Source organism: Sulfuricurvum kujiense DSM 16994 (assembly GCF_000183725.1).
Taxonomy (GTDB): Bacteria; Campylobacterota; Campylobacteria; order Campylobacterales; family Sulfurimonadaceae; genus Sulfuricurvum; species Sulfuricurvum kujiense.
On the sequence record NC_014762.1, the window covers coordinates 373,217 to 398,309 of the forward strand.

The following is a 25,093-nucleotide window of genomic DNA, read 5'->3' on the forward strand; positions in this document are numbered from 1 at the left end:
CATGATATGTGAGCGCTTCAGCCTCTCGCATATCTGCTCTTCTTGTCAAAGCTCTCTCCTTACTCCGATCCTTCATAAACGAAAAATCCTGGGTTCGATTCCCGTCTACTCTTTTTATCCCTATAATGAAATCGAACCTCTGCTGCTTACCAAACATACCGATTTGGGATACTACATCTACACGATATTGGCAAAGCGTTCGCTCGGTGCTTTTGCCCGTGAATGGCAGTATGAAAACACCGTCGCCTCTGTCGGGATAGATGATCGTTCAGAGAGCGGCTACTCGCATACCGCCGTATTGAACCGTGCATTGAAATCGAATAATATTGTCCCGCAGTACGGCAAACTTCGCGCTTCGCAGCACTATAAATATGCGGGAAAAAGTGTCGAAGATAGGCTGATGAATCCAAGGCGGTTTATTTATACCCCCTTTTCGGAAAATGAGGTGATTTTGGTGGACGATATCGTCACGACGGGAACAACGCTCTCTGAAGCGGCCGAAGTTCTCCATACGCAGGGAAAAAAAGTGATCCTCTGTCTCACCCTTAGCGATGCGGAGAATAAATAGTCAATAGGGCTGGCGTGACGTGATTCGGGTATCGACGATAGCGCGTCCGATCGTAAAGTGGTACAAGGATTGGTATTTCTGATCTCTCAACCCCAATAACGCATGAAACTCATCGTCTAAAAAACATCCGATCCCCGTTGCGCTCAGACCCAGCGAGGTCGCTTCAAGATAGAGCATTTGGCCGATCATTCCGCATTGGTGAAAAAGGTTTTTATATCCGATCGCTCCGTGACGTTCAAGCGAGCTTGAAAAATTGCAGAGCATTCCGAAACTAAAGGCGCCGTCTTTGGCGATCTCCTGATTGCAGGAGACCATTTGGGCCGCTCCCCGATAATCACCGCTTCGTAGTCGATAAAGCCCCTCAGTAAACTCGGCCCATTCAAAGGTCGAGTCCATACTGTTTTGAAGTGAAAGCAACTCTTTTAGATCGCGAATATAGGCATAGAGCCCTTTTTCTAACCCTTCGACCCGATGGACAAAAATAACAAGATTAACGTCCGAGGCGTCGCGGCAGAAGAGGGAAGCATCCAGAAGCTGCCGAAACTGCTCTAAAGTGATACCCAAGCCGTCCATCATCTGTGCGCTTCGGCGTTTTAGGACGATCTCTCCGGAACTTTTTGTCGGTGATGGAGTATGACGGGACTCTTTCATTATCACGGGACGAGGATACTCTCCTTGCGTCGCCGTATCGATGATCTCCAGTATCGGCCATAGATGATGGGAGTGACTGAGACGGTTTGCGTTATAAAGCAGTTCGGGGGTTTTGGGAAGGGTGAATGAACCTTTACGGATTTGAAGCAACATATCGGGGCTTTCTCTCTCATTCGGATCATAACGGTGAAGCTGATCCAGACCGCACAGTGAGGCGATATCGGCCGTGTCGATGCTAAGAACACTGCACTCCCACCCCAGCATCGCCGCCGAAATACGGATCGATTCGGCGGCATGCCCCGCATCAAGCTGGCAATAGCGCCAGCACCGTTCCCCGTATTTCCACGCTTCTCTCCAGATGACCGAACTTAAAGCAATGAGAAGTGTCTCCTCGCCGATAGGTTCACGGTAAGTATGCAGCAGCTCCAGTGCATGTTTACGCGGCGCATAGTGGCTAAGGGTAGGAGAATCGCTCAGACCTTTCAACGGGGGAGCAATAATATAGCATTCGCTGGGATGAAGGTTTCCGCTGCTGGCATTGCACCGAAGCGCCCATTCCGATCCGCCGTGGCTTTTGATGGCGGCGAGTCCGAGAGCGTAGCGCAGCAATTGCGCAAGCGATTCGATGCACAAAGGGGCATAGGGGAGCGAATCAGGTTGGAACAACAGATGATACGGCGGGGTCGCTTCGCTAAAGGGCAAAGGTATTAGAGGGGCATTCTCATAACGCCGAAAAGGATTTGGCTGAGTTTCCCAATCCATATAGCCGAGGCTGGCGGCATAACGTGAGGGTCGGTGTTTGGTTCGGTCGTGATATTCGAGTACGGAGGATACATTTTTCATAGAGGGATTGTCGGTTAAAACCGTTAAATCTCCCCTTTGATTTTGAATTAGTGTAAGCTTTTTAATAGATCCCGAAGCATTTGCTCATGCGTCGTCGTATTATCGGTTTCCATGCGGCTTAAATCGGATTGGAACGATCCTCTGTAATGAACCCCTTTTTTGCTGAGGTCGGCATGCACTTCCGCATCGAAACGGATCAGGGGCTGGGTAATTTGGTATTCTTGGAATAACACCTTCGGAACGGTAGAAGCTTCGGTAATGATGACGTTTACACTTCCTCCTGTGGTGTTTAGCTCTCCGTACAAATCACCGCTTCCTGATATCGGAGGGGTAAGGGCAAAGAGTTTAAAAGTCTGTTCCAAATCGGCGTGTTTACAGTCAAAAGATAATTTTGAGGGTTCCAAATCCGCGATAGTGAGTGAAATCGAAGTATCGCTTCGGGCGACATCGGAATTGCCTTTCAGCCGAAGCAGTTTCTGATCACCCGTAAGTGTCGCGTTTAATTCAAGGGCTCCTCCAAGCGGCATACCGACAAACTGTTCCAAAATTCCCGCATGATCCAGAGAAGTATTAATGGTGACCTTAACGTTAAAAGGTTTGACATCGCCGTATTTGTCGGCCAATAGCGATTTAAGCGTTACCGATTCGTTATTGTCTTTTGCGATAGGGGTAGGATTAAAACGGCGGGTTTTGGAATTTAGAAGGATCGATCCCTCAACGTAGCGCTGATCAAATCCGCGTAGATCGATCCCCCCGGTGAGGAGGGTATCGGTGTCGGATGGATACTTGAGCAGCTGCATAAGAGGCGTATAGGCTATTTTGTCCGCTTTTAGATTGAGAGATGCGAGATGAAACCGATGGAGTTCGATTTTATAAATGAGATCTCCGCCGAACATATCTCCGTTTCCTTGAATGAGCAAAGAGGCGATGCCTCCGCTGAGAGAGCCTTCTGTTTTAAAAGGGGAAAAAAGAGGGTTGATGCCGCCGTGCTGAAAACAGGAGAGTCGGTAATGGGCATACATCCGAAGCGTCAGAAGAGAAAATCCCCCCTGAGTTGAAAACGTGTTACCGTATTGATCCTGGAAAAGGAGCTGAAACTGATTAGGGGTTAACCCGTATTCTTGGAGTGTGATCGGCGTTGAGAAGGCGGAAGTAAGTGATTTTTCGATTAAAGGGGCCGTAAGGCGGTTCCCCCACGGTGAAAAAATAACGGCTGCGGCTGCCAGAATAACTCCCAAAAAGGAGAAAAAGATTTTTCCGATCAGGGTATGGTGAAAATAGCGGATACGTTTCATAGCAGCGCCAATATCCAGGGTGTTCCGATAATCATGAATACCAGAAAGGTGAGGAGGGTTACCGCACCGCCGTAGATATAGATTTCACGGGCACTGATATAGCCGGAGCTAAGATAGATCGCATTGCACGAAGAGCCCTGCGGTGTGATGGTGGCATTAAAATTGGTAGCGAACAGCAGCATCATCGCCATCAGTTCTCCGGGTACCCCAGCGCCGACACCGACGGCTAAAAAGATACCGAAGAGAGCTAAAAGATGGGCGCTTTGCGAAACGAAGAGATAATGGATTAATACGTAAACGGCTATTAGAAGTATGTAAACCCACATCCACGATAGCCCGACGAGATAGAGGGTAAAGTGGCTGGCGACGGCTCCCATAAATCCCATTTCGGCGAGCTGGGTACTGAGGGCAAAGAGGATGGCAAACCAGATTAGGGTACTGAGCGCTTCGCCTTGGCTTCTAAAATCTTCGACTCCGAAAACGCGTGTCGCCATCAAAATTCCAAGCCCTCCGAAGGCGACGGCGGCTTTATCGATTCCCAAAACTCCTGAGAGGGCCCAGAAAGTCAGCATCGAGATAAAAACTCCGGCCGTAATCCACTCGTTGCGGCTGATTCTCCCCATATGTTCTAACGCCTCTTTGGCTTTTTGAGGCGCATCGGGAGTTGAACGAAGTTCGGGGGGATAGATGCGGTACAGCATCCAGGGGATCAGGGCAAAAGCGATCAGCGTCGGGACAATAGCATACAAAAGCCAGCTTCCGAATGTGATATGGATCCCCATCGTTTCGGCGATTCCGACACCGACGGGATTAACCGCCATGGCGGTGAGCCAAAGGCCCGATGAGATCGTAAGCCCTGCCATAGAGGTCATCATCAGGTAGCTTCCCGCACGCCGCTGGGTATTATCTCCCACCTTTGAGCCGCAGTCGTGCGCCAGACCGTAGACGATAGGGTAAAGGACACCGCTTCGGGCAGTATTGCTCGGAAAAGCGGGGGCGATCAGGATATCGGTAGCGATGAGACTGTATCCCAGACCGAGGGTGGAGTGGCCGAAACGGCGGATAATGTGAAGCGAAAGTCGTTTGCCTAATCCCGATTTATGGACGGCATGTGAGACTAAAAAAGCCGCAATGATCATCAATATAAAACTTTCCGAAAATCCCGCATACGCTTTTACGGGTTCAATGACCCCGAACAAGACACTGATCGCGAGGGCAATGACCGATGCGGCGATGATGGGCAGCACGTTACCTAAAATAGCTATAATAGTTGTCAGGAAAATCGTAAAAAGTTGCCACGCTTTGGGGCTGATGGCGAGGGGCGGGGGAGTAAGCCACAGGGTTAAGGCAAACATTCCGAGCAATACGACAGGATAGAGGTGTTTGACTCTGAGTGACATTATCCCTCCCTTTTTTTAAGCTTATTATAGCATTTTAGGTCGGTATATATACTTGATATAAATAGACTCAACTTATCTTCATAAAAATTATCATATACCACTTGACAATAGTCGACTCAATGTACTATAATAACGCTGGATTTCAAAAAAGGAGTCGTAAAAACTTATGTCTAACGAAGTAAATGAAGACGTGATCAGCGACGAGCAAACATCCCAAAATACGGGTGAAGAGGTCATTGCTGAGAGCATGAACGAATTAGAAACTATTCAGGCGGAATTGGCGTCTTTTAAAGATAAGTACGCTCGCGTACATGCCGATTTTGATAATATTAAAAAACGTCTCGAGCGGGAGAAATACCAAGCGCTGGAGTATGCAAACGAAAAATTTGCCAAAGATCTCATTCCGGTAGTCGATTCGCTAGGAATGGCGATCGGAGCGGCAGAGATCGAAGCAGAACCTGCGGTCCTTTTAGAGAAGCTCAAAGAGGGTGTTGAACTTACGATGAAACAGCTTCTCGGTGTTCTCGAAAAACACGGTGTAACTCCGGTAGATGAATCCGAGCCGTTCGATCCGAATATCCATAATGCGGTACAGCGTGTGGACAGTCCGGATCATGAGAGCGGCGCAATCGTGAATACTTTTCAAAAAGGGTTTCGATACAAAGAACGCACTCTTAGAGATGCGATGGTTGTAATCGCCAATTGATTTGAACGACCATCGGAACAAAGTTCCGATGGTCTACGCTTGCCGCTAAGGCACTAAAGCACACCGATGCTTCCGGCATCGGCGTCGAAAATAAAAACGAATTTAAAATAAAGGAAATACAATGTCAAAAGTTATTGGTATCGATTTAGGAACAACAAACTCATGTGTTGCTGTCTATGAGGGCGGCGAAGCGAAAATTATCCCGAATAAAGAGGGAAAAAATACAACTCCTTCCGTTGTAGCGTTTACGGACAAAGGTGAAATTCTTGTCGGTGATCCTGCAAAACGTCAGGCGATCACAAACCCGGATAAAACGATCTACTCGGTCAAACGTATCATGGGTCTCATGATGAACGAAGAGAAAGCGAAAGAGGCGCACGATAAAGTTACCTATAAAATTGTTGATAAAAACGGTATGGCTGCGGTTGACGTAGCGGGTAAAGTGTATACCCCTCAAGAAATCTCTGCGAAAATCCTCTCTAAACTCAAAGCAGATGCAGAGTCATACTTGGGTCAATCAGTAACCGACGCAGTTATCACCGTTCCGGCGTACTTCAATGATGCTCAACGTAAAGCGACGAAAGAGGCGGGAACCATTGCTGGGTTGAACGTCCTTCGTATCATCAATGAGCCGACAGCGTCTGCATTGGCATACGGTTTGGATTCAAAAGGGGATGAAAAAGTTCTCGTTTACGATCTCGGGGGCGGAACATTCGACGTTACCGTTTTGGAAATCTCTGAAGGTACGTTTGAAGTTCTTTCAACCGATGGGAATGCGTTCCTCGGTGGGGATGACTTCGATAATAAAATCGTTGATTTCCTAGCATCTGAGTTCAAATCCGATCACGGTATCGATTTGAAAGCGGACAAAATGGCGCTTCAACGTCTTAAAGACGCGGCAGAAAATGCGAAAAAAGAGCTCTCTTCTGCGGAAGAGACAGAGATCAACCTTCCGTTTATCACGGCAGACGCGACCGGTCCTAAACACTTGGTTGTTAAATTGACCCGTGCAAAATTTGAAGGGATGATCGATACGCTCGTAAAAGAGACGATCAGCCACATCAAAACAGCGATGAAAGATGCCGGCCTTAGCAAAAACGAGATCAACGAAATCATTATGGTCGGGGGTTCAACACGTCTTCCGATCGCACAAAAAATGGTTTCAGATGAGTTCGGCGGCAAAACCCTCAACAAAGGGGTAAACCCGGATGAGGTCGTAGCAGCGGGTGCGGCGATCCAAGGTGGGGTATTACGCGGAGATGTTAAAGACGTCCTTTTGCTTGACGTTACACCGTTGTCACTCGGAATCGAAACGCTCGGCGGTATCGCTACAAAAATTATCGAAAAAGGGACCACTATTCCGGTTAAAAAATCGCAAGTGTTCTCGACTGCGGAAGATAACCAACCTGCGGTTTCTATCTCGGTTGTTCAAGGTGAGCGTGAGTTTGCCCGCGATAACAAATCTCTCGGTTTGTTTGAACTTAACGGTATCCCTGCGGCACCGCGCGGTGTACCTCAAATCGAGGTAACCTTTGACATCGATGCGAACGGTATCTTGACCGTTAGCTCGACCGACAAAGGAACCGGTAAATCTCAATCGATTACGATTTCAGGAAGTTCAGGACTTTCAGAAGAAGAGATCAACAAAATGGTTCAAGACGCTGAAAACCACAAAGCCGAAGATGCGAAACGCAAAGAGATCGTAGATCTTCGCAACCAAGCGGACGCTTTGGCGAGCCAAACTGAAAAATCTCTCAAAGAGATGGAAGATAAAATTGACGCATCAGAGAAAGCGGCGATCGAATCGGCTCTGGAAGAGCTTAAAGCGGTTCTCAAAAATACCGATGCGTCTAAAGAAGAGATCGAAGCGGCTACGAAAAAATTGGCCGATGCGAGCCACAAAATGGCTGAGCAAATGTACAAACAAAACGAAGGCGGCGAAGCAGCCTCTTCTTCTGCGAAAAAAGATGACGACGTCATCGACGCTGAAATCGAGTAATCTCCGATACTTTTTCCTCCCGCTTCGGCGGGAACTATTTCTTCTCCAGTAAATCACTTTTTATTAAAAGCATAAAATCACGGATACCATGCTATAATTTTTACATGATAATTTCGTTTGCGGATCAAGCTACATCGGATATATTTAACGGCATAGAGAGCAAACAAGCTCGTAAAGCTCTTCCGATGGAACTATGGAAAAGTGCATCTCGAAAACTTGATCAGATCGATTCGGTCATCATGTTGGATGAATTAAAGGTTCCCCCCGGAAATCGTCTCGAAAAACTGCGCGGGAGCAGAGAAAATCAAATGAGTATCCGTATCAACGATCAGTACCGTATCTGTTTTACATGGAGTGACACGGGTGCGGTAAATGTAGAAATAACCGATTATCACTCATAAGGAGTATACTATGAATATCCCAACCCACAGAGCACCTACCCATCCGGGTGAAATGCTCCTCACCGAGTTTTTAGAACCGATGGGGATAACGCAACGGACGTTAGCCGATGCGATTCATGTCCCCTATCAGCGTGTCAATGAGATCATCAATCAAAAGCGGGGGATTACTCCGGCTACGGCACTTCGCCTTGCAAAATATTTCGGGATGTCGGCGGATTTTTGGCTGAATCTCCAAATCCGATGGGATTTATATCGATCCATGCAGTCGGAAGCCAAAGAGATTGAAGCAATTCAGCCTTTGGCATCATAAAGGAAAAAACTATGGAACATTTTTTAGAAAAAGCCAAATCTGCCAGCCGTGTATTGGCAACTCTCAGCGGAAGCGAACGTAACCGAATCTTGCGTGAAATGGCCGAAGCGCTTCGTGCTAACACGATGAATATCATCGAAGCCAATGCGATCGATATGAAAAAAGCAGACGTTGACAACCTCTCCTCATCGCTTAAAGACCGTTTGATGCTGGATGAAAAACGTATCAATGCAATGGCAGTGGCGATCGAAGAGATCGCCGCACTGAAAGATCCGATCGGAAAAGTAATCGAAGGGTGGATTACCGAGACCGGACTCAAAATCGAGAAAGTGAGTATCCCGATCGGAATGATCGGCATCATTTATGAATCGCGTCCGAATGTCACCTCCGATACGGCGGCGCTCTGTTTTAAGAGTTCCAACGGATGTGTCCTCAAGGGGGGAAAAGAGGCGGAAGAGTCCAATAAGATTATTGCCGACGTATTGCAGCAGGTACTGATCCGAAATGACCTCCCGAAAGAACTGATTGCCTTGCTCCCTGATTCAAGCCGCGAAGGGGTGGCTAAGTTGATCAAGATGGATCGCTACGTCGATCTGATCGTTCCGCGTGGCGGAGAGGCATTGATACGGTTTGTCAGCCAAAATGCGAGTGTTCCGGTGGTCAAACACGACAAAGGGCAATGCCATCTCTATATCGATAGAGATGCGAATATCGAGGATGCTTTGAAAATTGCGGTGAACGCAAAAGTACAGCGTCCTTCTGCTTGTAATTCAATTGAGACGCTGTTGGTGGATGAGAGTATCGCGAGTGCTGTTCTTCCGATGTTCAAAGCAGTATTTGATCGGGAAAATACCCAGCTTAAAGGATGTGCATTAACCCGTGAAATCATCGAGGTCTCTGAAGCGAGTGATGAAGATTTTGATACCGAGTATTTGGCGAATATTCTCAATATACGTGTCGTAGACGGAGTTGACGGAGCGATCAGCCATATCGTCCGCTTCGGTTCAGGGCACTCCGAATCGATCATTACCGAAAACATTACAACGGCGGAACGGTTTATGGAGAGTATTGATGCCGCCGCCGTTTACGTCAACGCATCGACCCGTTTTACAGACGGCGGAGAATTCGGATTCGGTGCAGAGGTCGGGATCAGCACCAACAAACTCCACGCACGCGGACCGATGGGTGTCGAGGGTTTAACCACCTATAAGTACAAAGTGTACGGCAAAGGTCAAATTCGTTGAACACCGTTTTAGATATTGAAAATATATCTTTTGGATATACTAAAGATATATTATTATTCGATAACTTTTCACTCTCTCTTAAGGCGGGGGAGATAAAAGCGATAGTGGGACCGAGCGGTGTCGGAAAATCGACGCTGTTTGAACTCATTTTAGGACATCGTAAACCCTTATCGGGCTTTATCCGATCATCATCCTTCTCTCAGGTCTTTCAAGACCCCTACAGCTCGTTTCACCCCACCTACACCGTGCGTGAACAGATCAAAGAAGTAACGTCGATGGAAGGGTATGAATTGTTGCTGGAAAAGATGGGGCTGGAAGAGGCTTTTTTGGATTCCCTTCCCCATAAACTCTCGGGCGGTCAGCTGCAGCGGTGCTCTATATTACGGGCGTTGCTGATGAAGCCGAAACTGCTTCTTTTAGACGAGCCGACTTCGGCACTGGATAATCTAAACCAACTCGATATTATGAAACTGATTGTGGATAATCTTGAGGGGATGGGGGTACTGCTGATCACCCATGACGGAGATCTGGCAGCTTGGTGCGCCGATGAGATTGTGACGCTTAGCTGATACGCCGCTTGTGATATTTAGGAAGATTTGAGAGTGCCTCGTCATAGGCGTGCTGCATTGCATCGTGAGTTTCGTTCAACCACTCGGGATTACTCTTATCGGCGACAAAAGAATCAAGATATATCGCGGTGATGGTGCCGGGCTTAAAATCTTTGCGTTTATTGCTGAAATGCCATGCGGTCGCAACCAAAACGACAGGCTGCACTTTGAGATTAAACTTGTCTGCCACCATTTTGGCTCCCGCTTTGAACGGCTTCATTTTACCACTCTCGGTGCGGGTTCCCTCCGGAAAGATGGTAATGACGCGTCCGTGATCGAGTCGATCTTTACACTCTTTGATCAGCTTGACAAGGGAAGTTTTGCTTTCCCGCTCTAAAGCGATATCTTTCGGCAAGCGTACGACCAGTCCGAAGAATGGGACATTGAACAACTCTTTTTTAGCGACCCATGCTAAATCTTTGTCGGTAATCGTCTCCATGACACCGATATCGATATCACTTTGGTGGTTGATAAGAAACATCTGTGCGTCTGGATCGGGGTTCCCTCTAACCTCTACAGGGATAAAAACGAGAAAACGGATAAACCAGGCCGAAAACTTCACGGCATAGGGTTTCGGGAGAAGATAAAACGTTGTGATCATCAGCGTCATCCCGGTAAAGATGACGATTACGGCATAAAGCCACTTAATTCGAGCAAAGATCACGTTTATTAACCCATCCTACTTTATCATCGAGATGTACCTTAATGAATTCTCCGACCTCTTTTTCGGCTTCCAAATGTTCTTCTTGGAGCGTCATTTCAAAAATTGTGCCGTTTTTGATTGGAAGCAAATAGATCGGCGCATCTTTTTTGACACATATGGTCGGATTCGGAAGGAGGGCATATACGATATAAAACATCGGTAATGACGAAGCATAAAGGTACCATTTATCCCGTCTCCAATAAAATAATCCGAAAAGAACCGCTACTACCACTGCCGCGGCGCTGATTTTAAGTTCGGTATGGCGTGCATCGGTCGGTGAGAGATCGCTTTGGGTAGAGACGGTATCGTCATCCACGACAATCGGAATGACAATCGACTCATATCGTTGCTTTTTAAGATTGAAAAATGAAAAATTGAGGTTTTGTTCCGTATTGGGGATAATGGCATAATAGGTCATCTGCGATTCGCCGACATTGGAGAATTTCGATTCGAAACCTTGCTTGATCGCATTAGGAATGGAGAAGTCTCCGATGTTACATCGCGATGCCTTAACTGTGAAAATAACGACGTTGCTTTCATTATTATACGGAGTTGTTTTGTAATTAATAACCTCGAACTTATCGGCTAAAACGTTTGCAAACCCTGAGGGCGGACTGAGAGGTATCGCATTTAAAGCCGTTCCGATAAGGGGCTCGGTGACGCTTCCGGTCGATGTGAGCGTTGCCGTAATATCGGGAAAGCGGATGGATGAGGATTGAACCAGAAAATAGAATGTGTCGTATACACCGTCTTCTTTTACGCTTCTGCGCGGTGTATCGCTGAAAATTCGAATCCCCTCTTCGTTTTGAAGAGTATATTCGATGTTTCCGGAAGCTATATCAACCGGAGTAAGTTTGACGGTAACAGGGATAATTTCCCCGACATAGGGATGTGAGGGGAGATCGCTGAACTGAAGCGTCAATCCTGCGGTAGTGGAAACACCGGAAAAAAGTGCATTTACATCTGTCTCAACAGTCGGAGCGGCAGTAGTTTCCTCCGTCGCGGTTACAGGTGCCGGAGCCGGATCTGTAAGAACGGACGGTTCCGCTAAAAGGATTTGTCCTAGAAAGAAAAAAAGAAAAGCTAGAGCTTTCAAGCGTTTATAAACCCCTCTAACATCGCTTTGCCGTCATCCGAGCCTAAAAGAGTTTCCATAGCGCGTTCCGGATGAGGCATTAAACCGAAAACGTTTTTGCTTTTGTTACAGATACCGGCAATACTGTCGACAGAACCGTTCGGATTATCGATGTTCCCTTTTTCGTCAGTATATTTAAGCAATACCTGGCCATTCGCATACAGCTCTTGCAAACCGTGCTCATCAATGTAAAAATTCCCGTCGTGATGCGCGATAGGGATGTTTAGAACCTGATCAACGTTGCAATGGCGAAGAAAAATATTATCGTTGTTAATGACTTTGAGATGGTGATGGCGTGAAATGAAGTGAAGCCCTTCATTACGTTTCAATGCACCCGGAAGAAGACCGGTTTCGGTCAATACCTGAAATCCGTTACAGATTCCTAAGACTTTTCCGCCGTTCTCTGCATAGACTTTAAGGGCTTTCATGATCGGAGACATTTTGGCAATGGCACCGCTGCGAAGGTAATCTCCGTAGCTGAATCCGCCTGCGGCTACTACCAAGTCCATATCGGAAGGGATAGTATCCTCTTTGTGCCAAAGAATTTGTGTTTCGCACCCTAATGCGGCAAACGCATGCTGGGTATCGTATTCACAGTTGGTTCCCGGAAATTGGATGATGCCGACTTTCATGCTTGGATCTCGATCTCGTAATCTTCGATGACAGTATTGGCCAAAAGCTCTTCACACATATGTGCTACTTTCTCTTTTGCCGCATCTGCATCGTTTTCATTCATCTCGATAATGATTTGTTTGCCTACACGTACGTCTTTGACAGTTTCGAATCCGTGACCGGAGAGTGCATGCTGTACCGCTTTACCTTGAGAGTCCAAGACTCCGTTTTTCAAAAATACGTTTACGATTGCTTTCATTCAATTACCCCAATATTCTGTTTAATACTTCTTCATAGGCGACTTTAAGTCCGCCGAGCCCTTGGCGGAAACGGTCTTTATCCATTTTTTCACCGGTTTCCAAATCCCAGAAACGGCAGTTATCCGGACTGATTTCATCGGCAAGGATGATTTTTCCGTCTTTGTCACGACCGAATTCGAGTTTGAAATCGACGAGGTTAAGACCTTTATCATGGAAATAAGGGCGTAAGATACTGTTAACTTCGCGTGCCATTGCACGGAGCTGATCGAGTTCCGCTTCGTTTTTGACGAGTTCCAAAATCAAACAGTGCTGGTCGTTGAGTTTTGGATCGCCGAGGGCATCGTTTTTGTAGTCAAATTCGACCAAGGTAAACGGAAGAACTTTCCCGTCAGGAATACCGAGGTTTTTGCTCAGGCTGCCGGTTGCGATGTTACGGACGATCACTTCGATGAGGATGATATCCACTTTTTTACACAGCATATGGGTATCATCGAGCATTTCGACGAAATGGGATTCAACTCCGTTTTTGGCCAACATTTTGAATAATTCGGTAGAGATCTTGTTGTTTAAAGCCCCTTTGCCCGATTCGTTATCTTTTTTTGCGCCGTTAAATGCGGTCAGATCATCTTTAAATTCAGCAATGACTAAATTGGCGTCGTCGGTACTAAAGAGGCGTTTAGCCTTTCCCTCGTAGATGAGATCGCGTTTTTCCATGGTTACTTTCCTTTGACTATGATTAAAGCTTTGATAATATCGACACCCTCTTTGAGCTGAATATCTCTATTCATCTGCTCAGGGGTAATTACGGTTTTATTGGTAGCATTGGCTTCGGTAACGTCAATCATTCCGTCGCTTTTTTCAAGTTCGGAAACCAGATGCTCTTTAAGATCGGCTTCTTTGATATTAAAAGACTTCTCATGTTTTTTTATTTCACCTGCAGCGACTTCGATGTCAGGCGTCACGCCGACGGCTTGAATAGTACGGCCGCTTGGGAGATAGTAGCGTGCAACGGTGAGTTTGATCCCTTCGGTTTCCGTAATCGGCATGACCACTTGGACGGAGCCTTTTCCGAAGGTTTTTTCTCCGACGATGACTGCCCGTTTCAAGTCTTGAAGTGCACCGCTGACGATTTCGGATGCGCTGGCTGAGCCTTCATTCACCAAAACGACAAGCGGGAGATCGGTTATCGTATTGCTCTTCGTTGCCTTATACGTCATATCATCGGCTTTGTTACGCCCTTTTTGGGAGACAATGATCCCCTCGTCTACAAACAGATCGGTCAGGTCAACCGCCTGATCGAGCAATCCTCCCGGATTGTTTCGCAAATCGAGGATAATCCCTTTGCTTTTTCCGCTGTATTTTTTAATCGCTTTTTTGACATCCGCCGCAACTTTTTTATCGAAACTGGTAACACGGATATAGAGGATATTTCCGCTGATATTTCGGGTGTATACGGATTGGACGGTGATGATATCTCGGATAATATGGATTTTAAGAGGATCGGCCAACCCTTTGCGGACGATGGTAAGATCGATCGGGGTTTTCGGAGCACCGCGCATGATACTCACGGCATCGTCTATCGTCATGCTCAGTGTTGATTTATCATTGATTTTAAGGATAATATCGCCTGCTTTGATTCCCGCTTTATCGGCAGGCGTCCCTTCGATAGGGGCGATAACGGTGAGAGCGTTGTCGCGCATTCCGACGGTAATCCCAAGTCCGCCGAATTCACCGTCGGTTTGTGTTTTTAGATTGTCGTAGCTTTTTTTGTCCATATAGGTAGAATGGGCATCGAGATTGGAGAGCATCCCCTGCAGCGATTTGTCAATGAGTTGATCGACGGTAAGACCGTCTACGTTGTATTGCTCGACAATGCTCAAGACTTTCGTAAATTTAGCGAGCGATTGGAGACGTGAGGCTTCTACAGAGGCTTCAGTAGGTGCGGCAACGGTGTTTTTTGCAAACAGTGATGTCGACAGGATGAGACTAACCGCTACGGCACTGACAAAACCGACTACCATCATTTTTGTGTTTTTCATACGTTTTTTGAACCTTGTGTAGAGCCGTTAAAGTAAGATCAGGAATTATAGTGAAAACTCCATTAAATAACAATGGATTCAGACGACTTCGATAACGACATCTCCGATCTGAATGGTCTCCCCTTTGGTGATTTTTGCCCGTTTCCGGGTCTCTACTTCCCCGTTACGGAGTACATGGCCGTTTTCGATAAGCATTTTGGCTTGTCCGCCGGTATCGACTAGATCTAAAAGTTTGATGAGTTTATGAAGCTCGATAAAAGGTTCCGTGAGTGTATACGTCATAATTATGTCTTTACAATAAAAATTGGTTTGATAGGTAGAAAAGGAGAAATTATATAAGCGGCATGAAAGCCCTTTCGGGCTTCATGATGTGATTACCAGCGATCGCGTGGAGGGCGAGGAGCACGTGGACGCGCTTCGTTAACACGAAGTGTACGCCCGCCGAAATCGTTACCTTCAAGGGCAGTGATCGCTTTGTCAGCTTCGTCTTTGTTCGCCATTTCAACGAAACCGAAACCGCGGAAACGGCCTGTCTCTTTATCATTTACGAATTTAACTGAACTAACTTCACCGTATTGTCCGAAAAGATCTTTAAGATCATTTTCGTCTTTGCCGTAGGGAATATTCCCGACATAAATTTGTGTCACATTGTACTCCGTGAAAAAATCGAACTATAACCAGCATAATCCTTATAACCATTTTATCCATTCAAATCTTATGGGAATGTTAAAAATAATTGTATTTTCGTGATTAGTATGATACCTTTTCCAAATCTTTACAAAGAAGGCTACTGCCTCGTGTATTCTCGCAAAACAGGGAGTATTTTTTGCATATTGTTGAGGATTTCATCTTTCGGAAGAGGACGGCAGAGATGGTAGCCTTGAAGCGTATCGATATTGTTTTCAAGTAAAAAGTCATAATGCTGAGCCTCTTCGACCCCCTCAGCTGTGACATTCATCCCTAAGGCATGGGCGAGATTTGATATCGCTTCGACAATATGGCGGTTGGAGTTGTCTTTGAAGAGGGCTAAAATGAAGGACTTGTCGATTTTAAGGGTATCAATGGGAAGTTGTGCCAAATAGGCAAACGAAGAGTATCCGGTGCCGAAATCGTCCAGTGAAATCCGTATCCCGCCGGCTTTCAGTTGTGAAAGCTGCTGACTGACAACGGCAATGTTTTCCATAACAGTGCTTTCCGTGACTTCCACTTTTAGATAGGAAGAGGGAATTGAACGAAGGGCCAGATAATCGAATAATTCCTGAACAAATTTATTGCGTTGAAGCTGCTTTGCCGAAACGTTAATAGCAACGAAAAACGGTTCGTCCTGCAAAGCCCGCAGAGCATCGATAAAATCGCAGGCCTGGGAAAGTACTTTATCCCCGATAAGATGGATGTCCCCGTTTGCTTCGGCCACAGGTATAATAGTGTCCGGAGGGATAAACCCTTTGTGCGGATGCTTGAGTCGTAAAAGGGCTTCATACCCTTCCATCCGGAGTGTCTTGGAATCGATCAGCGGTTGAAAATAGAGCTCAAAAAGGTTTTGGGTCAGCCCCTCGCGTATCAACGATTCAATGTACATGAAATGGTGAATCGCCCGCTCCATCGAAGTGTGGTAATACGCGAATTGGTTTTTCCCTTTCTTTTTCGCTTCATACATTGCGGTATCAGCGTGTTTGATCAAGTCATCGCCGTTGAGGGCATCATCCGGATAAAGGACGATACCGATGGAGGCGGAGAGGAAGAATTCGGTCTCGTTTAGCGTACAGGGCTCTTTAAAAACCTGAATCAGCTTTTGAGCGGTAAGGTCAATCGACGCGCTATCGGCATCTTGGAGCAAAATAACAAATTCATCTCCTCCGAAACGGGCATAAAAATCGTATTTCCCTACCGTTTCACGAATACGGCGGCTCACTTCGATCAGAATTTTATCGCCGATTTTATGTCCCATCGTATCGTTGATGTTTTTAAAATTATCCAAGTCTAAAAACATCAACGCAAAGGGGGAATTCGGAGCGTGTTCGAAACGGTTTTCCAACTGCAGTTTGAGTTTTGCTCTGTTCGGCAGATGGGTAAGCGGGTCATGATAGGCTAAAAAAGCGATCTCTTCGCTTTGGGCTTTAGAACAGGTAATATCGCTTGTGATTCCGATAAAAAGGTTTAGTTTCGGATGATTATGGATCCGGCTGTTGAGCCATCGTACTTCACCGTCGCAATGAAGAATACGGAACCGTATCTCCTGCGATTGTCCGGGGGCGAGTGTTTCAAAAAACATTTGAACCAGGGAGCGATCTTCAGGATGAATCTGCTGTTGCCAGAGGGTCGTGTCGGATAAAAAAGTCTCTTTTGTAAAACCGAAAATTGTTTCAACGGCTTTATTTACATATTGCAGCGAAAGTGTTTGGTTATGGATATACCAGATCACTTCATCGATACTGCTGAGGATATCTTCAATTTCCTGATGTTTGGAATTCAGCAGAAACGAGAGTTCCGCAGCCTGTAACTCGATAAGCTCTTTGGAAGCCCGGAGTTCTTTGTTGAACTGAATAAGATCGGTAAGGTTTCTGACATTGACAAAAAAACGGGTATGGTCATTATGACGGATCATCCGAACGCTTTTTACCGCTTGGACGATATGTCCGTCGCGATGGAGAAAATCGGTTTCGGCATCGAGGGACTGCCCCTCCTTCATTACTTTGGCTATACACTCGGTAAAGACTGTAATATCCGCTAAAAGGCTCAGCATATTAAGCCCTAATAACAGGTCGCTTTTATAGCCTACCATTTCAGAAAAAGCGTCGTTGGCAAAAAGAATAACACCTCGTTCATCAAGCATAATGATCCCGTCGGGGAGATAGTTTAAAACATCATAGAGCGGGGCTTCTGTCTGCATGAAATCCTAAGAAAGTGATTATTTTGTGATGGTAGTATTGTAATTTGTTATAGATTAAAAGATTCTTCTTTAAGTACATTAGGAGAGGATAATAGGAATTTGGATATAATCGCGAAATTTTAGTATGTAAAGAGTTTTAAAATGGTACAAGTTACAAAATTAACAATGCGCTTCGGAAGCCGGGTTTTATTTGAGGGAATTAACCTTAAACTCGACCGTAATAAACGCTACGGGCTTATCGGTGCAAACGGCGCCGGAAAAACAACTTTTTTGAAAATTCTCAGCGGCGAGATCAAAGAGTACGAGGGGGATATCTCCATCGAACCGGGACTCAAAGTGGGAGTGCTCGGACAAAATCAGTTCGCGTTTGAAGATTTCACGATTGCCGACGCGGTATTGTGGGGGAATAAACGTCTCTACGACGCGATCAAAGAGAAAGAACATCTGTACGCAACGGGCGATTTTGAAGATGAAGCGGTGAACAACCGTCTTGCTGATTTGGAGATGATCTGCGTCGAAGAGGACCCGACCTATGAATATGACGTTCAGATTGCTAAAATCCTTGAAAATGTCGGCATCCCTGCCGAACATCATCACGATTTGATGTCGACACTTCCGTCATCGGAAAAATTTAAAGTACTTCTTGCTCAGGTACTCTATCCGAAACCGGACGTTCTGTTCCTCGATGAGCCTACCAATAACCTCGATATCGATACGATCGGATGGTTGGAACATGAGCTTCAGCGCCACGAGGGGACGATGGTCGTTATCTCGCATGACCGTCACTTTATCAATGCCGTCGTAACCAATATCCTCGACGTCGATTTCCAGAAAATCCGCGAATTCACCGGAAACTACGATGACTGGTACCTGGCATCAACCGTTATGGCAAATCAGGCACAGTTGGAGCGGGACAAAAAACTCAAAGAGAAAGAGCAGCTTGAAGCATTCGTCCGCCGCTTCTCGGCGAACGCCTCGAAAGCTAAACAGGCGACTTCCCGTCAGAAACAGCTCGACAAACTCACCATTGACGATATTAAGCCATCTTCTCGCCGTGATCCGAGTATCGTTTTCAAAGCGAAACGCCAAATGGGTGATGAAGCGCTCGATGTGATCGATGTGTCTCATAGCTACGGTGATTTGAACGTATTGCACGATATCAACCTAAAAATCGTTCCGGGCGAAAAAATTGCCGTAATCGGAGGCAACGGTGTCGGTAAATCAACTCTCCTAAAAATTATTATGGAAGAGATCAAACCGACCAGCGGAAGCGTAAAATGGGGGGCTACGATCGAGCCAACTTATTTCCCTCAAGATACCGCTGACCGTATCAAAGGGACCGAAACACTGTATGACTGGCTTCGTGCGTTTGATCCGAAACGGGAAATCAGCGAAATTCGCAACTGTTTGGGACGAATGCTTTTCAACGGCGAACAGCAGGAAAAAAGTATCGAGAAGATCAGCGGGGGAGAAAAACACCGCATGATGCTCTCTAAAATGATGCTAGAGGGGGGGAATTTCCTCGTACTGGACGAACCTACCAACCACCTCGATCTTGAAGCGATTATCGCTCTGGGTGAAGCGTTGTACGAATTTGAGGGTAACGTTATCTGTGTGAGCCATGACCGTGAGCTTCTCGATGCGTTTGCGGGACGTATCATCGAGCTTCATGCGGATGGAAGCTATATCGACTTCAAAGGGACGTATGAAGAGTTTGCCGAAGCAAAAGCGAGCGGAAGTTTATAATAATTACGGAGTGGGGAGGTTTTGATGGACAGCTATAAGAACTTTGTCGGACTCGGTGTTGCGGGCAATTTTGCTCTCCATCTCGAACAAGCGGGCGAGAGTGCCGATTTCAAAGATGTCGTGAGCGAAGACCCGAACGGTCCCAAAGGGGTGTTCCCTTTTTATATTCCCGGACGTGAGGGGCAGCTCGGTGTCTATCCGCTCAGTTGCGATACGATCATACTTCCGAAAGAGGCATGCAATGTTCAGCCCGAACCCGAAGTGGCTCTTATCTGTGAGCTTACGTACGATGCGGAAGGCAACGTGAGTGCCATCACTCCGAAATTTTTCGGTGCCTATAACGATTGTTCCCTCCGCAAAGAGGGAGCGGCGAAAATAAGCCATAAGAAGAATTGGGGTGAAGGAACCAAAGGGCTCTCTCGTACATTGATTCCGATTGATTCGTTTGAACAAGGCGGGATTATGGATAGGTATCGAATCGCCTCGTTTGTTCGCCGTGAAGGGATGATGATGCGCTACGGCGAAGACGTGGAGCTTACAGGCTATAGCTATTTTCACGGAAAACTTATCGAGTGGCTTAAAAATCAACTCAACACACAAGAAGATTTTGGCCCCTTGGAACCTATCAAAAACTATCTGATGGAGGCGGGATCTCCTGCGCAGGCGATCATCAGTATCGGTGCGACCCGCTATACCCATTTCGGCGAGACCAATTTTCTCCAAGACGGAGATGAGGTCATTGTCGTAGTTTACGATAATGACAAGTATTGCATGAATCCGATCCTCTCGATGGCCAATCGGGGTGCTTTGGAAGGCGAGGGGATAAGCGCCCTTATCCAGAAGGTAGTACGTGGTTAAAAGCGGCCTTTACCGTCATTATAAAGGGAAGTATTATGAAGTAATAGGGGTGGCGAAACACTCCGAAACCGAGGAACTTCTCGTTGTCTATCGCCCCCTTTACGGAGAGCAGGGGCTTTGGGTACGCCCTCTTGAGATGTTTGACGAAATACTTCCCAACGGTACAAAGCGTTTTACCTACAGCGGAGAGGTAAAATGAGCCGCGGAACGAAACTCTCTCTCGATTTGGGAGCTTCGTGGGGCGAAGGGTGGAGTATGGAAGAGGAAAAAACCTCAAAAGTACTTGCCCTTCTTGATCCTTCCGCACACCGCCTCGTTTTTCAAAAAGAGAAACGTCGCGGGAAAATTGTCACACTGGTAGGCCCTTTCAGTCTGGACGAAGCAGAAGCGCAAAAAACGCTCTCATCCCTAAAAAAGTCGCTGGCCTGCGGCGGAGCATACAAAGAGGGGTGGATGGAATTTCAAGGGGATATTTCCTCAAAAGTGCGTGAAGCGCTCGAAAAACTCACCTTTAAATTCAAAAAATAATTACAACTTATTTCCAAAAACCACTTGATTTCGTCCCCGCTCTTTTGCCGCATAGAGGTTGGTATCCGCTGCGTGAATCAGGGCATCGTCACTCATATCGAGGGTTGGGGTAATGCAGATTCCGCCGATCGATACGCTCAGGGTAGGTAAAATTTTGGACCCCTTGTGCTCGATTTTCAGGCTATCAATGGCTGCACGCACTTTTTCCCCCATGATATGGGCATTTTTGCAATCGATATCGCACAAGATAATACCGAACTCTTCCCCTCCCAAACGAAACGGATAATCACCCGGACGCTGTAAGGTGCTTTTGAGTATTTTAGCAACCGTCTGAAGGGCGACATCCCCTTGTATATGACCGTAGGTATCGTTATATTGTTTGAAAAAATCGATATCGAGCATCATGAAAACAAAAGGCTTATTGGAGCGTAATGCCCGTTTAAATTCCCTATCATACACAATATTAAAATAGCGGCGATTAAACAATGAGGTCAGTGAATCGGTATAGGATGCCTGTTCAAGTTTCAGATTAAGGTGTTTGAGGGTTTCACTGGAAGCAATCAGTTGCTGCTGCTGTATTTCAATACGGGAAAAAATAACCCATGCCAATCCCATAACCAGCGCGAGAATTACCCCTAAAAAGAGAATGAGCTGCATCAGTGCATTTTCATATTGCGCTAATAGCATTGCATGCTCGTACTTAGCGTTTTCATATTCATAGGTAATAAGTTGAGCTATAGTTTTTTGTATCGATTGGATATTTTCATCCATAGTCATTAGAGAGATTGGGTGTGAACGGCTTGGATCGCTAACGGTAGAATGCACTTGCATGAAATAGTTTTCGATGCTTCGAATCTGTGCTTCTGTATAATTGATATAAGCCATCTCTTCGGGATGTTTGTCATGGGAAAGATAAGACGTCCATAAATGATTGATTCGGTCCAGCCCTTGTAAAATGTTGGTTGCCGCCTGTTCGTCGCTCAGGAGCTGATGACTCCATCGGTAGACGGATGAGCCGAGATCATTATGATAGGTTGCCGTAATGGTATTAAGTTCATTTAACGGGATGAGAGAGCCGAAATAGAGAGTATCCATATTTCGTTTGATGTTTTGAATATTGATATAACCGATTAGCCCGATGACTACAAGGCCGAATCCTACAAGCAATAACAAATAAAGTAGCTTTGTTTTGAGTTTGAGTGCTTTCACTGTTTTGATTAATCTTTATTCATTGGATAATAGAACTAAGCAACTCCTATACCAAAAGCGATTACAATAAGGGACTTTAAACGGGAGGGAAATGATGGCAAAACGACTCATAAAAGATGAGAGGATCAAGACGATTATACATAATATTGCCGAAGATTTTCGTTTTTCACATGAAACGGGAGACTATGCGCTGTTGTTTTACAAAGCCGATACCGAAGGTGCGGTTCGGGGCGCCGATATCGAGGCGATGATCGAATATCTCTCGACAGGACTCTCCGAACTTCAGGATAACATTCAATGGAGACGGGAGTTTTTGAGTGAAAATCCGGGCGTTGATGAGATCCGGATGTTGGAAAATCTCGGTGTTATCGAAAAAGAGTATATCGATTTGCTGGAGTTCTTACGTTAATAGCCAATATAAACCGCGCGCAAGGGCATAGGCAATCAACGCGATTGCCCCAAATATTAATGCGACTCGCGTAAAAAGAAAAAAAAGGAAACGTCCCATTTACTTTTTCGGTTGATAAGGCTCAAGAGGCATTTTTTTAGCGATGGCGTACTGGATTCCCCCGTCTAAATCGATAACGTTATAGCCAAGCTGTTTGCCCAGATAGGTACCGAGTACTTTGCTGCGGTTGCCGCTGTTACAGATGAGTGCGAAGCGTTCATTTTTTTTGACTTTTGTGTTCAGTTCCGCTAAAAAACCGTTCATGTCGTAATTCCCGTTTTCATCAAAAAACATGATCGGAAGCGAGCCTTTTACTACTCCGGTTGTTTTCCATTCATTTGGAGTGCGGATATCGATGATTTTGATTTTGGAATCGATCAGCTTTTGATCGATCGGCTGATGACTATAATCGGCCATCAAAGCGGTAGCGGATAACAATAGGGCAATAAGCAAAATTCGCATACTAAATCCTCTTAAGGGTATAATTGCGGTATTGTATCGATGAATGATTAATATGAGGGCTTATGAACGCATCTAAAGAGGAAAATTCAAAACGGCTTCGCTATATCCGTTTGCTCGGCCGCTTTATCAGCGGGATTATCTCGTGGCTTTCAAAAGCGCAGAGCCCGACAAAAGAGCAGTATGATCAAAAAGTGGATATGAATTTCCGTTTTTTGGAAAAAAACGAAGCGGTGAAACTCTATAAAGACGAATACACCGAACTCGAAGCTTTGGGGCAAAAAATCCTTGATTTCAGGGCAAGCGAGAATGATATCGAGACGATCAAAGAGGAGCTGTTTTACGCCCAAAATCAGCTTGAAAAACGGATCAATGCCCGCCGATACAAAAAATCAAAACATGATAATCACACAACGGACGGATGGTGATTAAATTACTCCTAAATGCTCTAATAAGATTTTAAAGCCTAATCCGATTAAAATTAACCCGCCGAGCATCTCCGCTTTGCTTTCCAGAAGCGATCCCAGTTTTTTCCCGATATACACCGCCGCTATACACAATAGGAATGTGACCAAAGCGATGACGCCCGCTGCGGTATAAATATCGGTTTGCAAAAAGGCAAACGTCACACCGATCGCCATGGCATCGATACTTGTAGCAATCCCTAGAGTGATAAGTGTCTTGGTTGAAAGATCGGTGACCTCTTCGTCAAATTCGTTTTTGTAGGCTTCGTAGAGCATTTTCCCCCCGAGTGCCGTGAGGAGTGCAAAAGCGATCCAGTGATCATAGTCTTGGACGTATTGCGCAAAACTGATTCCGATAAAATATCCTGCCAAAGGCATAATTCCCTGAAAAAATCCAAAAACGGCGGCAACGAAAAGCACTTTAGAGAGGAGCAGTCTTTTGTACTTTGAACCGATGGCAATCGATACGGCTACGGAATCCATCGCCAATGCTACGGCGAGGATAAGAAGAGTTTCGTTCATAGTGAGTCCTGAAAAATAATTGCGCAATTATAGCGGACAAAGTAGTGCTAGAGAGGGGTTTGGTGATTATGCGCTTTAGGAGCAGCATGAACCGCCGTTACACCCCTTTTCTTTTTGTTGAAATAATCCACGGATGAGGTGCCATCCGATAAGCCCAAGCATGAGCACTGCAGCAGCTTCTTCGACTATTCCGCGGTGTTCATGCAGGTTTATACCCATGTTAATTGAGAGGGTGTCAAATACAATATCGACTAATGCACCGAATGTAATACTTCCGATGGCAATGACGGAGAGATAAATCACCAATGCACGCGTTCCGAGCATCGATTTAACTGCCCCCATCGTTACGGTGTTGGTTGCCGGTCCTGCACTGAGGAAGATAAATGCGGCTCCCGGAGAAACTCCGGCTATGATGAGTGAAGCGGCTATCGGAAGTGATTCGGTAGCGCATACATACATGGGTGCGGCGATCGCAACGGCCAGCAGGTAGCCTAAAATACGGTTGTCATTAAAGAGTTCCTGAAGATTGGAGGGGATTGCCGCTGTGATAAAGGCACCGAGCAATAGCCCAAATAAGAGGGGCTTGCTAAAGCTTCCCAGAAGTGTTACCAGACCGTACTGAAAAACGCCCGAGACCGAAAACGGCGGTTTCTTTTCTTCTTTAGCCGATTGGATAATGGGAGAAGGAGCATTCGGAGGGGTTGCCGAAAAAGCAACCCCTTTTTTGGCAACTTCTTTGGGGTCAAAGATATTCATCAGCATTCCGGCAGTAATCGCTAGGATAACCGAGGTGAAAACACGGTAAAAAGTAAATACCCATCCGAACATCCCGAAGGTTGCAAGTATCGAATCGATTCCCGTGATTGGAGTCGAGATCAAAAAAGACAGCGTAGCGCCTTTGGAAGCGCCGTTACGTCGCAGTGATGCCGCAAAAGGGATGACACTGCAGGAGCACAAGGGGAGAGGTGTTCCGAACAGAGCTGCTTTATAGACCGATCCGTGCGTGTCGGAACCCAAATGTTTTTGGATCCACTCTTCACGGATCAGCTGATGCAGTACCCCTGCGGCCAATAAACCAAAAAGGATATAAATGCCCATAGCAACACTTAAGTCCCAAAATGCTTCCCAAATCAAATTCACGGATTCCGCCTAATATTAAAAACAATAACTATTATCGAAATTGTAGTTACTTCCC

29 protein-coding genes are annotated in these 25,093 nt (G+C 46.0%); 13 read left to right on the forward strand and 16 right to left on the reverse strand.

The window, feature by feature from the left end:
- The first annotated feature begins 1 nt into the window (after position 1).
- A complete protein-coding gene (locus SULKU_RS01925; RefSeq protein WP_245535156.1) occupies positions 2–568 on the forward strand; it encodes a ComF family protein in 567 nt (188 codons plus the stop codon).
- On the opposite strand, the gene SULKU_RS01930 is transcribed toward SULKU_RS01925, so the two are convergent.
- The 3 genes from SULKU_RS01930 to SULKU_RS01940 are packed head-to-tail and all read right to left on the reverse strand — an operon-like array spanning position 569 to position 4,757.
- Positions 569–2,062, reverse strand: coding sequence for a SagB/ThcOx family dehydrogenase (locus SULKU_RS01930; protein WP_013459241.1), 1,494 nt, complete (start codon positions 2,060–2,062; stop codon positions 569–571).
- Positions 2,063–2,109: 47 nt separating this feature from the next.
- The gene (locus SULKU_RS01935) at positions 2,110–3,357 is read right to left on the reverse strand and encodes an AsmA family protein (RefSeq protein ID WP_013459242.1); all 1,248 of its coding nucleotides are present in this window, start codon (positions 3,355–3,357) and stop codon (positions 2,110–2,112) included.
- Positions 3,354–4,757, reverse strand: coding sequence for a DASS family sodium-coupled anion symporter (locus SULKU_RS01940; RefSeq protein ID WP_013459243.1), 1,404 nt, complete (start codon positions 4,755–4,757; stop codon positions 3,354–3,356). The genes SULKU_RS01935 and SULKU_RS01940 overlap by 4 nt, the downstream gene beginning before the upstream one ends.
- A 166-nt stretch (positions 4,758–4,923) precedes the next feature.
- Between SULKU_RS01940 and grpE the strand changes: the two genes are divergently transcribed.
- From grpE to SULKU_RS01970, 6 genes are all read left to right on the forward strand, one after another.
- Complete coding sequence (gene grpE / locus SULKU_RS01945; protein WP_013459244.1) at positions 4,924–5,463, forward strand: nucleotide exchange factor GrpE; 540 nt, start codon at positions 4,924–4,926, stop codon at positions 5,461–5,463.
- A gap of 121 nt (positions 5,464–5,584) precedes the next feature.
- On the forward strand, positions 5,585–7,462 hold the full coding sequence (gene dnaK, locus SULKU_RS01950) for a molecular chaperone DnaK (RefSeq protein WP_013459245.1): 1,878 nt from the start codon (positions 5,585–5,587) through the stop codon (positions 7,460–7,462).
- A 104-nt stretch (positions 7,463–7,566) separates the two neighbouring features.
- Entirely contained in the window at positions 7,567–7,863 is a 297-nt protein-coding gene (locus SULKU_RS01955) for a type II toxin-antitoxin system RelE/ParE family toxin (protein WP_013459246.1), read from the forward strand.
- A 10-nt stretch (positions 7,864–7,873) separates the two neighbouring features.
- Positions 7,874–8,173, forward strand: a complete 300-nt coding sequence (locus SULKU_RS01960) for a HigA family addiction module antitoxin (protein ID WP_013459247.1) — start codon at positions 7,874–7,876, stop codon at positions 8,171–8,173.
- 11 nt (positions 8,174–8,184) lie between these two features.
- A complete protein-coding gene (locus tag SULKU_RS01965; protein ID WP_013459248.1) occupies positions 8,185–9,417 on the forward strand; it encodes a glutamate-5-semialdehyde dehydrogenase in 1,233 nt (410 codons plus the stop codon).
- Complete coding sequence (locus SULKU_RS01970) at positions 9,414–9,986, forward strand: ATP-binding cassette domain-containing protein (RefSeq protein ID WP_013459249.1); 573 nt, start codon at positions 9,414–9,416, stop codon at positions 9,984–9,986. Before SULKU_RS01965 ends, SULKU_RS01970 begins: the two co-directional genes overlap by 4 nt.
- Here SULKU_RS01970 and SULKU_RS01975 read toward each other — a convergent pair.
- The 9 genes from SULKU_RS01975 to SULKU_RS02015 all read right to left on the reverse strand — a co-directional run bounded on the left by SULKU_RS01975 (position 9,979) and on the right by SULKU_RS02015 (position 17,664).
- Positions 9,979–10,689 (reverse strand): lysophospholipid acyltransferase family protein, encoded by a 711-nt coding sequence (locus SULKU_RS01975; protein ID WP_041666716.1) that lies wholly within the window; start codon positions 10,687–10,689, stop codon positions 9,979–9,981. The two genes, SULKU_RS01970 and SULKU_RS01975, sit on opposite strands and share 8 nt — an antisense overlap.
- Entirely contained in the window at positions 10,670–11,824 is a 1,155-nt protein-coding gene (locus tag SULKU_RS01980) for a hypothetical protein (RefSeq protein ID WP_013459251.1), read from the reverse strand. Before SULKU_RS01980 ends, SULKU_RS01975 begins: the two co-directional genes overlap by 20 nt.
- Complete coding sequence (purQ, locus tag SULKU_RS01985) at positions 11,821–12,495, reverse strand: phosphoribosylformylglycinamidine synthase subunit PurQ (RefSeq protein ID WP_013459252.1); 675 nt, start codon at positions 12,493–12,495, stop codon at positions 11,821–11,823. Before purQ ends, SULKU_RS01980 begins: the two co-directional genes overlap by 4 nt.
- Positions 12,492–12,734 (reverse strand): phosphoribosylformylglycinamidine synthase subunit PurS, encoded by a 243-nt coding sequence (purS, locus tag SULKU_RS01990; RefSeq protein WP_013459253.1) that lies wholly within the window; start codon positions 12,732–12,734, stop codon positions 12,492–12,494. The genes purQ and purS overlap by 4 nt, the downstream gene beginning before the upstream one ends.
- Before the next feature lie 4 nt (positions 12,735–12,738).
- Positions 12,739–13,449, reverse strand: a complete 711-nt coding sequence (purC, locus tag SULKU_RS01995; protein ID WP_013459254.1) for a phosphoribosylaminoimidazolesuccinocarboxamide synthase — start codon at positions 13,447–13,449, stop codon at positions 12,739–12,741.
- 2 nt (positions 13,450–13,451) lie between these two features.
- On the reverse strand, positions 13,452–14,774 hold the full coding sequence (locus tag SULKU_RS02000; RefSeq protein ID WP_013459255.1) for a S41 family peptidase: 1,323 nt from the start codon (positions 14,772–14,774) through the stop codon (positions 13,452–13,454).
- Positions 14,775–14,852: 78 nt separating this feature from the next.
- Complete coding sequence (locus SULKU_RS02005) at positions 14,853–15,056, reverse strand: RNA-binding S4 domain-containing protein (RefSeq protein ID WP_013459256.1); 204 nt, start codon at positions 15,054–15,056, stop codon at positions 14,853–14,855.
- Positions 15,057–15,148: 92 nt separating this feature from the next.
- A complete protein-coding gene (locus SULKU_RS02010; protein ID WP_013459257.1) occupies positions 15,149–15,421 on the reverse strand; it encodes an RNA recognition motif domain-containing protein in 273 nt (90 codons plus the stop codon).
- Positions 15,422–15,561: 140 nt separating this feature from the next.
- Positions 15,562–17,664 (reverse strand): sensor domain-containing protein, encoded by a 2,103-nt coding sequence (locus SULKU_RS02015; protein ID WP_013459258.1) that lies wholly within the window; start codon positions 17,662–17,664, stop codon positions 15,562–15,564.
- Positions 17,665–17,805: 141 nt separating this feature from the next.
- Between SULKU_RS02015 and SULKU_RS02020 the strand changes: the two genes are divergently transcribed.
- The 4 genes from SULKU_RS02020 to SULKU_RS02035 are packed head-to-tail and all read left to right on the forward strand — an operon-like array spanning position 17,806 to position 20,796.
- Complete coding sequence (locus tag SULKU_RS02020) at positions 17,806–19,410, forward strand: ABC-F family ATP-binding cassette domain-containing protein (protein ID WP_013459259.1); 1,605 nt, start codon at positions 17,806–17,808, stop codon at positions 19,408–19,410.
- Between the two features lie 24 nt (positions 19,411–19,434).
- Positions 19,435–20,268 carry a DUF5718 family protein gene (locus tag SULKU_RS02025; protein ID WP_013459260.1) on the forward strand — a complete coding sequence of 278 codons (834 nt, stop codon included), beginning with the start codon at positions 19,435–19,437 and terminating at the stop codon, positions 20,266–20,268.
- The gene (locus tag SULKU_RS02030) at positions 20,261–20,467 is read left to right on the forward strand and encodes a DUF1653 domain-containing protein (protein ID WP_013459261.1); all 207 of its coding nucleotides are present in this window, start codon (positions 20,261–20,263) and stop codon (positions 20,465–20,467) included. Before SULKU_RS02025 ends, SULKU_RS02030 begins: the two co-directional genes overlap by 8 nt.
- The gene (locus SULKU_RS02035) at positions 20,464–20,796 is read left to right on the forward strand and encodes a translation initiation factor (RefSeq protein ID WP_013459262.1); all 333 of its coding nucleotides are present in this window, start codon (positions 20,464–20,466) and stop codon (positions 20,794–20,796) included. The genes SULKU_RS02030 and SULKU_RS02035 overlap by 4 nt, the downstream gene beginning before the upstream one ends.
- On the opposite strand, the gene SULKU_RS02040 is transcribed toward SULKU_RS02035, so the two are convergent.
- A complete protein-coding gene (locus SULKU_RS02040) occupies positions 20,797–22,005 on the reverse strand; it encodes a GGDEF domain-containing protein (protein ID WP_013459263.1) in 1,209 nt (402 codons plus the stop codon). It lies immediately after the preceding gene.
- 91 nt (positions 22,006–22,096) lie between these two features.
- Between SULKU_RS02040 and SULKU_RS02045 the strand changes: the two genes are divergently transcribed.
- Positions 22,097–22,414: a hypothetical protein gene (locus SULKU_RS02045; RefSeq protein ID WP_172633595.1), complete on the forward strand. Its 318-nt coding sequence runs from the start codon at positions 22,097–22,099 to the stop codon at positions 22,412–22,414.
- A gap of 99 nt (positions 22,415–22,513) precedes the next feature.
- Here the strand turns inward: SULKU_RS02045 and SULKU_RS02050 are convergent, their stop codons facing one another.
- The gene (locus tag SULKU_RS02050; protein ID WP_013459265.1) at positions 22,514–22,915 is read right to left on the reverse strand and encodes a rhodanese-like domain-containing protein; all 402 of its coding nucleotides are present in this window, start codon (positions 22,913–22,915) and stop codon (positions 22,514–22,516) included.
- Between the two features lie 62 nt (positions 22,916–22,977).
- On the opposite strand from SULKU_RS02050, the gene SULKU_RS02055 reads away from it, so the two are divergent.
- Positions 22,978–23,340: a hypothetical protein gene (locus tag SULKU_RS02055; RefSeq protein ID WP_013459266.1), complete on the forward strand. Its 363-nt coding sequence runs from the start codon at positions 22,978–22,980 to the stop codon at positions 23,338–23,340.
- Here SULKU_RS02055 and SULKU_RS02060 read toward each other — a convergent pair whose 3' ends face one another.
- Positions 23,341–23,898, reverse strand: coding sequence for a manganese efflux pump MntP (locus SULKU_RS02060; RefSeq protein WP_013459267.1), 558 nt, complete (start codon positions 23,896–23,898; stop codon positions 23,341–23,343).
- A gap of 75 nt (positions 23,899–23,973) precedes the next feature.
- Positions 23,974–25,038 (reverse strand): SO_0444 family Cu/Zn efflux transporter, encoded by a 1,065-nt coding sequence (locus tag SULKU_RS02065; RefSeq protein WP_013459268.1) that lies wholly within the window; start codon positions 25,036–25,038, stop codon positions 23,974–23,976.
- Positions 25,039–25,093 lie beyond the last annotated feature (55 nt).

What these genes read in the sequence shown, in the direction of transcription:
- purC (WP_013459254.1), bottom strand. Translation starts at nt 13,449, where the DNA reads ATGGAAAAACGCGATCTCATCTACGAGGGAAAGGCTAAACGCCTCTTT.
- SULKU_RS01955 (WP_013459246.1), top strand. Translation starts at nt 7,567, where the DNA reads ATGATAATTTCGTTTGCGGATCAAGCTACATCGGATATATTTAACGGC.
- SULKU_RS01930 (WP_013459241.1), bottom strand. Translation starts at nt 2,062, where the DNA reads ATGAAAAATGTATCCTCCGTACTCGAATATCACGACCGAACCAAACAC.
- SULKU_RS02000 (WP_013459255.1), bottom strand. Translation starts at nt 14,774, where the DNA reads ATGAAAAACACAAAAATGATGGTAGTCGGTTTTGTCAGTGCCGTAGCG.
- SULKU_RS02025 (WP_013459260.1), top strand. Translation starts at nt 19,435, where the DNA reads ATGGACAGCTATAAGAACTTTGTCGGACTCGGTGTTGCGGGCAATTTT.
- SULKU_RS01925 (WP_245535156.1), top strand. Translation starts at nt 2, where the DNA reads ATGATATGTGAGCGCTTCAGCCTCTCGCATATCTGCTCTTCTTGTCAA.
- SULKU_RS02060 (WP_013459267.1), bottom strand. Translation starts at nt 23,898, where the DNA reads ATGAACGAAACTCTTCTTATCCTCGCCGTAGCATTGGCGATGGATTCC.
- SULKU_RS02045 (WP_172633595.1), top strand. Translation starts at nt 22,097, where the DNA reads ATGATGGCAAAACGACTCATAAAAGATGAGAGGATCAAGACGATTATA.
- SULKU_RS02015 (WP_013459258.1), bottom strand. Translation starts at nt 17,664, where the DNA reads ATGCAGACAGAAGCCCCGCTCTATGATGTTTTAAACTATCTCCCCGAC.
- SULKU_RS02055 (WP_013459266.1), top strand. Translation starts at nt 22,978, where the DNA reads ATGAACGCATCTAAAGAGGAAAATTCAAAACGGCTTCGCTATATCCGT.
- SULKU_RS02035 (WP_013459262.1), top strand. Translation starts at nt 20,464, where the DNA reads ATGAGCCGCGGAACGAAACTCTCTCTCGATTTGGGAGCTTCGTGGGGC.
- SULKU_RS02050 (WP_013459265.1), bottom strand. Translation starts at nt 22,915, where the DNA reads ATGCGAATTTTGCTTATTGCCCTATTGTTATCCGCTACCGCTTTGATG.
- SULKU_RS01935 (WP_013459242.1), bottom strand. Translation starts at nt 3,357, where the DNA reads ATGAAACGTATCCGCTATTTTCACCATACCCTGATCGGAAAAATCTTT.
- purS (WP_013459253.1), bottom strand. Translation starts at nt 12,734, where the DNA reads ATGAAAGCAATCGTAAACGTATTTTTGAAAAACGGAGTCTTGGACTCT.
- SULKU_RS01965 (WP_013459248.1), top strand. Translation starts at nt 8,185, where the DNA reads ATGGAACATTTTTTAGAAAAAGCCAAATCTGCCAGCCGTGTATTGGCA.
- SULKU_RS02020 (WP_013459259.1), top strand. Translation starts at nt 17,806, where the DNA reads ATGGTACAAGTTACAAAATTAACAATGCGCTTCGGAAGCCGGGTTTTA.
- dnaK (WP_013459245.1), top strand. Translation starts at nt 5,585, where the DNA reads ATGTCAAAAGTTATTGGTATCGATTTAGGAACAACAAACTCATGTGTT.
- SULKU_RS02005 (WP_013459256.1), bottom strand. Translation starts at nt 15,056, where the DNA reads ATGACGTATACACTCACGGAACCTTTTATCGAGCTTCATAAACTCATC.
- grpE (WP_013459244.1), top strand. Translation starts at nt 4,924, where the DNA reads ATGTCTAACGAAGTAAATGAAGACGTGATCAGCGACGAGCAAACATCC.
- SULKU_RS01960 (WP_013459247.1), top strand. Translation starts at nt 7,874, where the DNA reads ATGAATATCCCAACCCACAGAGCACCTACCCATCCGGGTGAAATGCTC.
- purQ (WP_013459252.1), bottom strand. Translation starts at nt 12,495, where the DNA reads ATGAAAGTCGGCATCATCCAATTTCCGGGAACCAACTGTGAATACGAT.
- SULKU_RS01940 (WP_013459243.1), bottom strand. Translation starts at nt 4,757, where the DNA reads ATGTCACTCAGAGTCAAACACCTCTATCCTGTCGTATTGCTCGGAATG.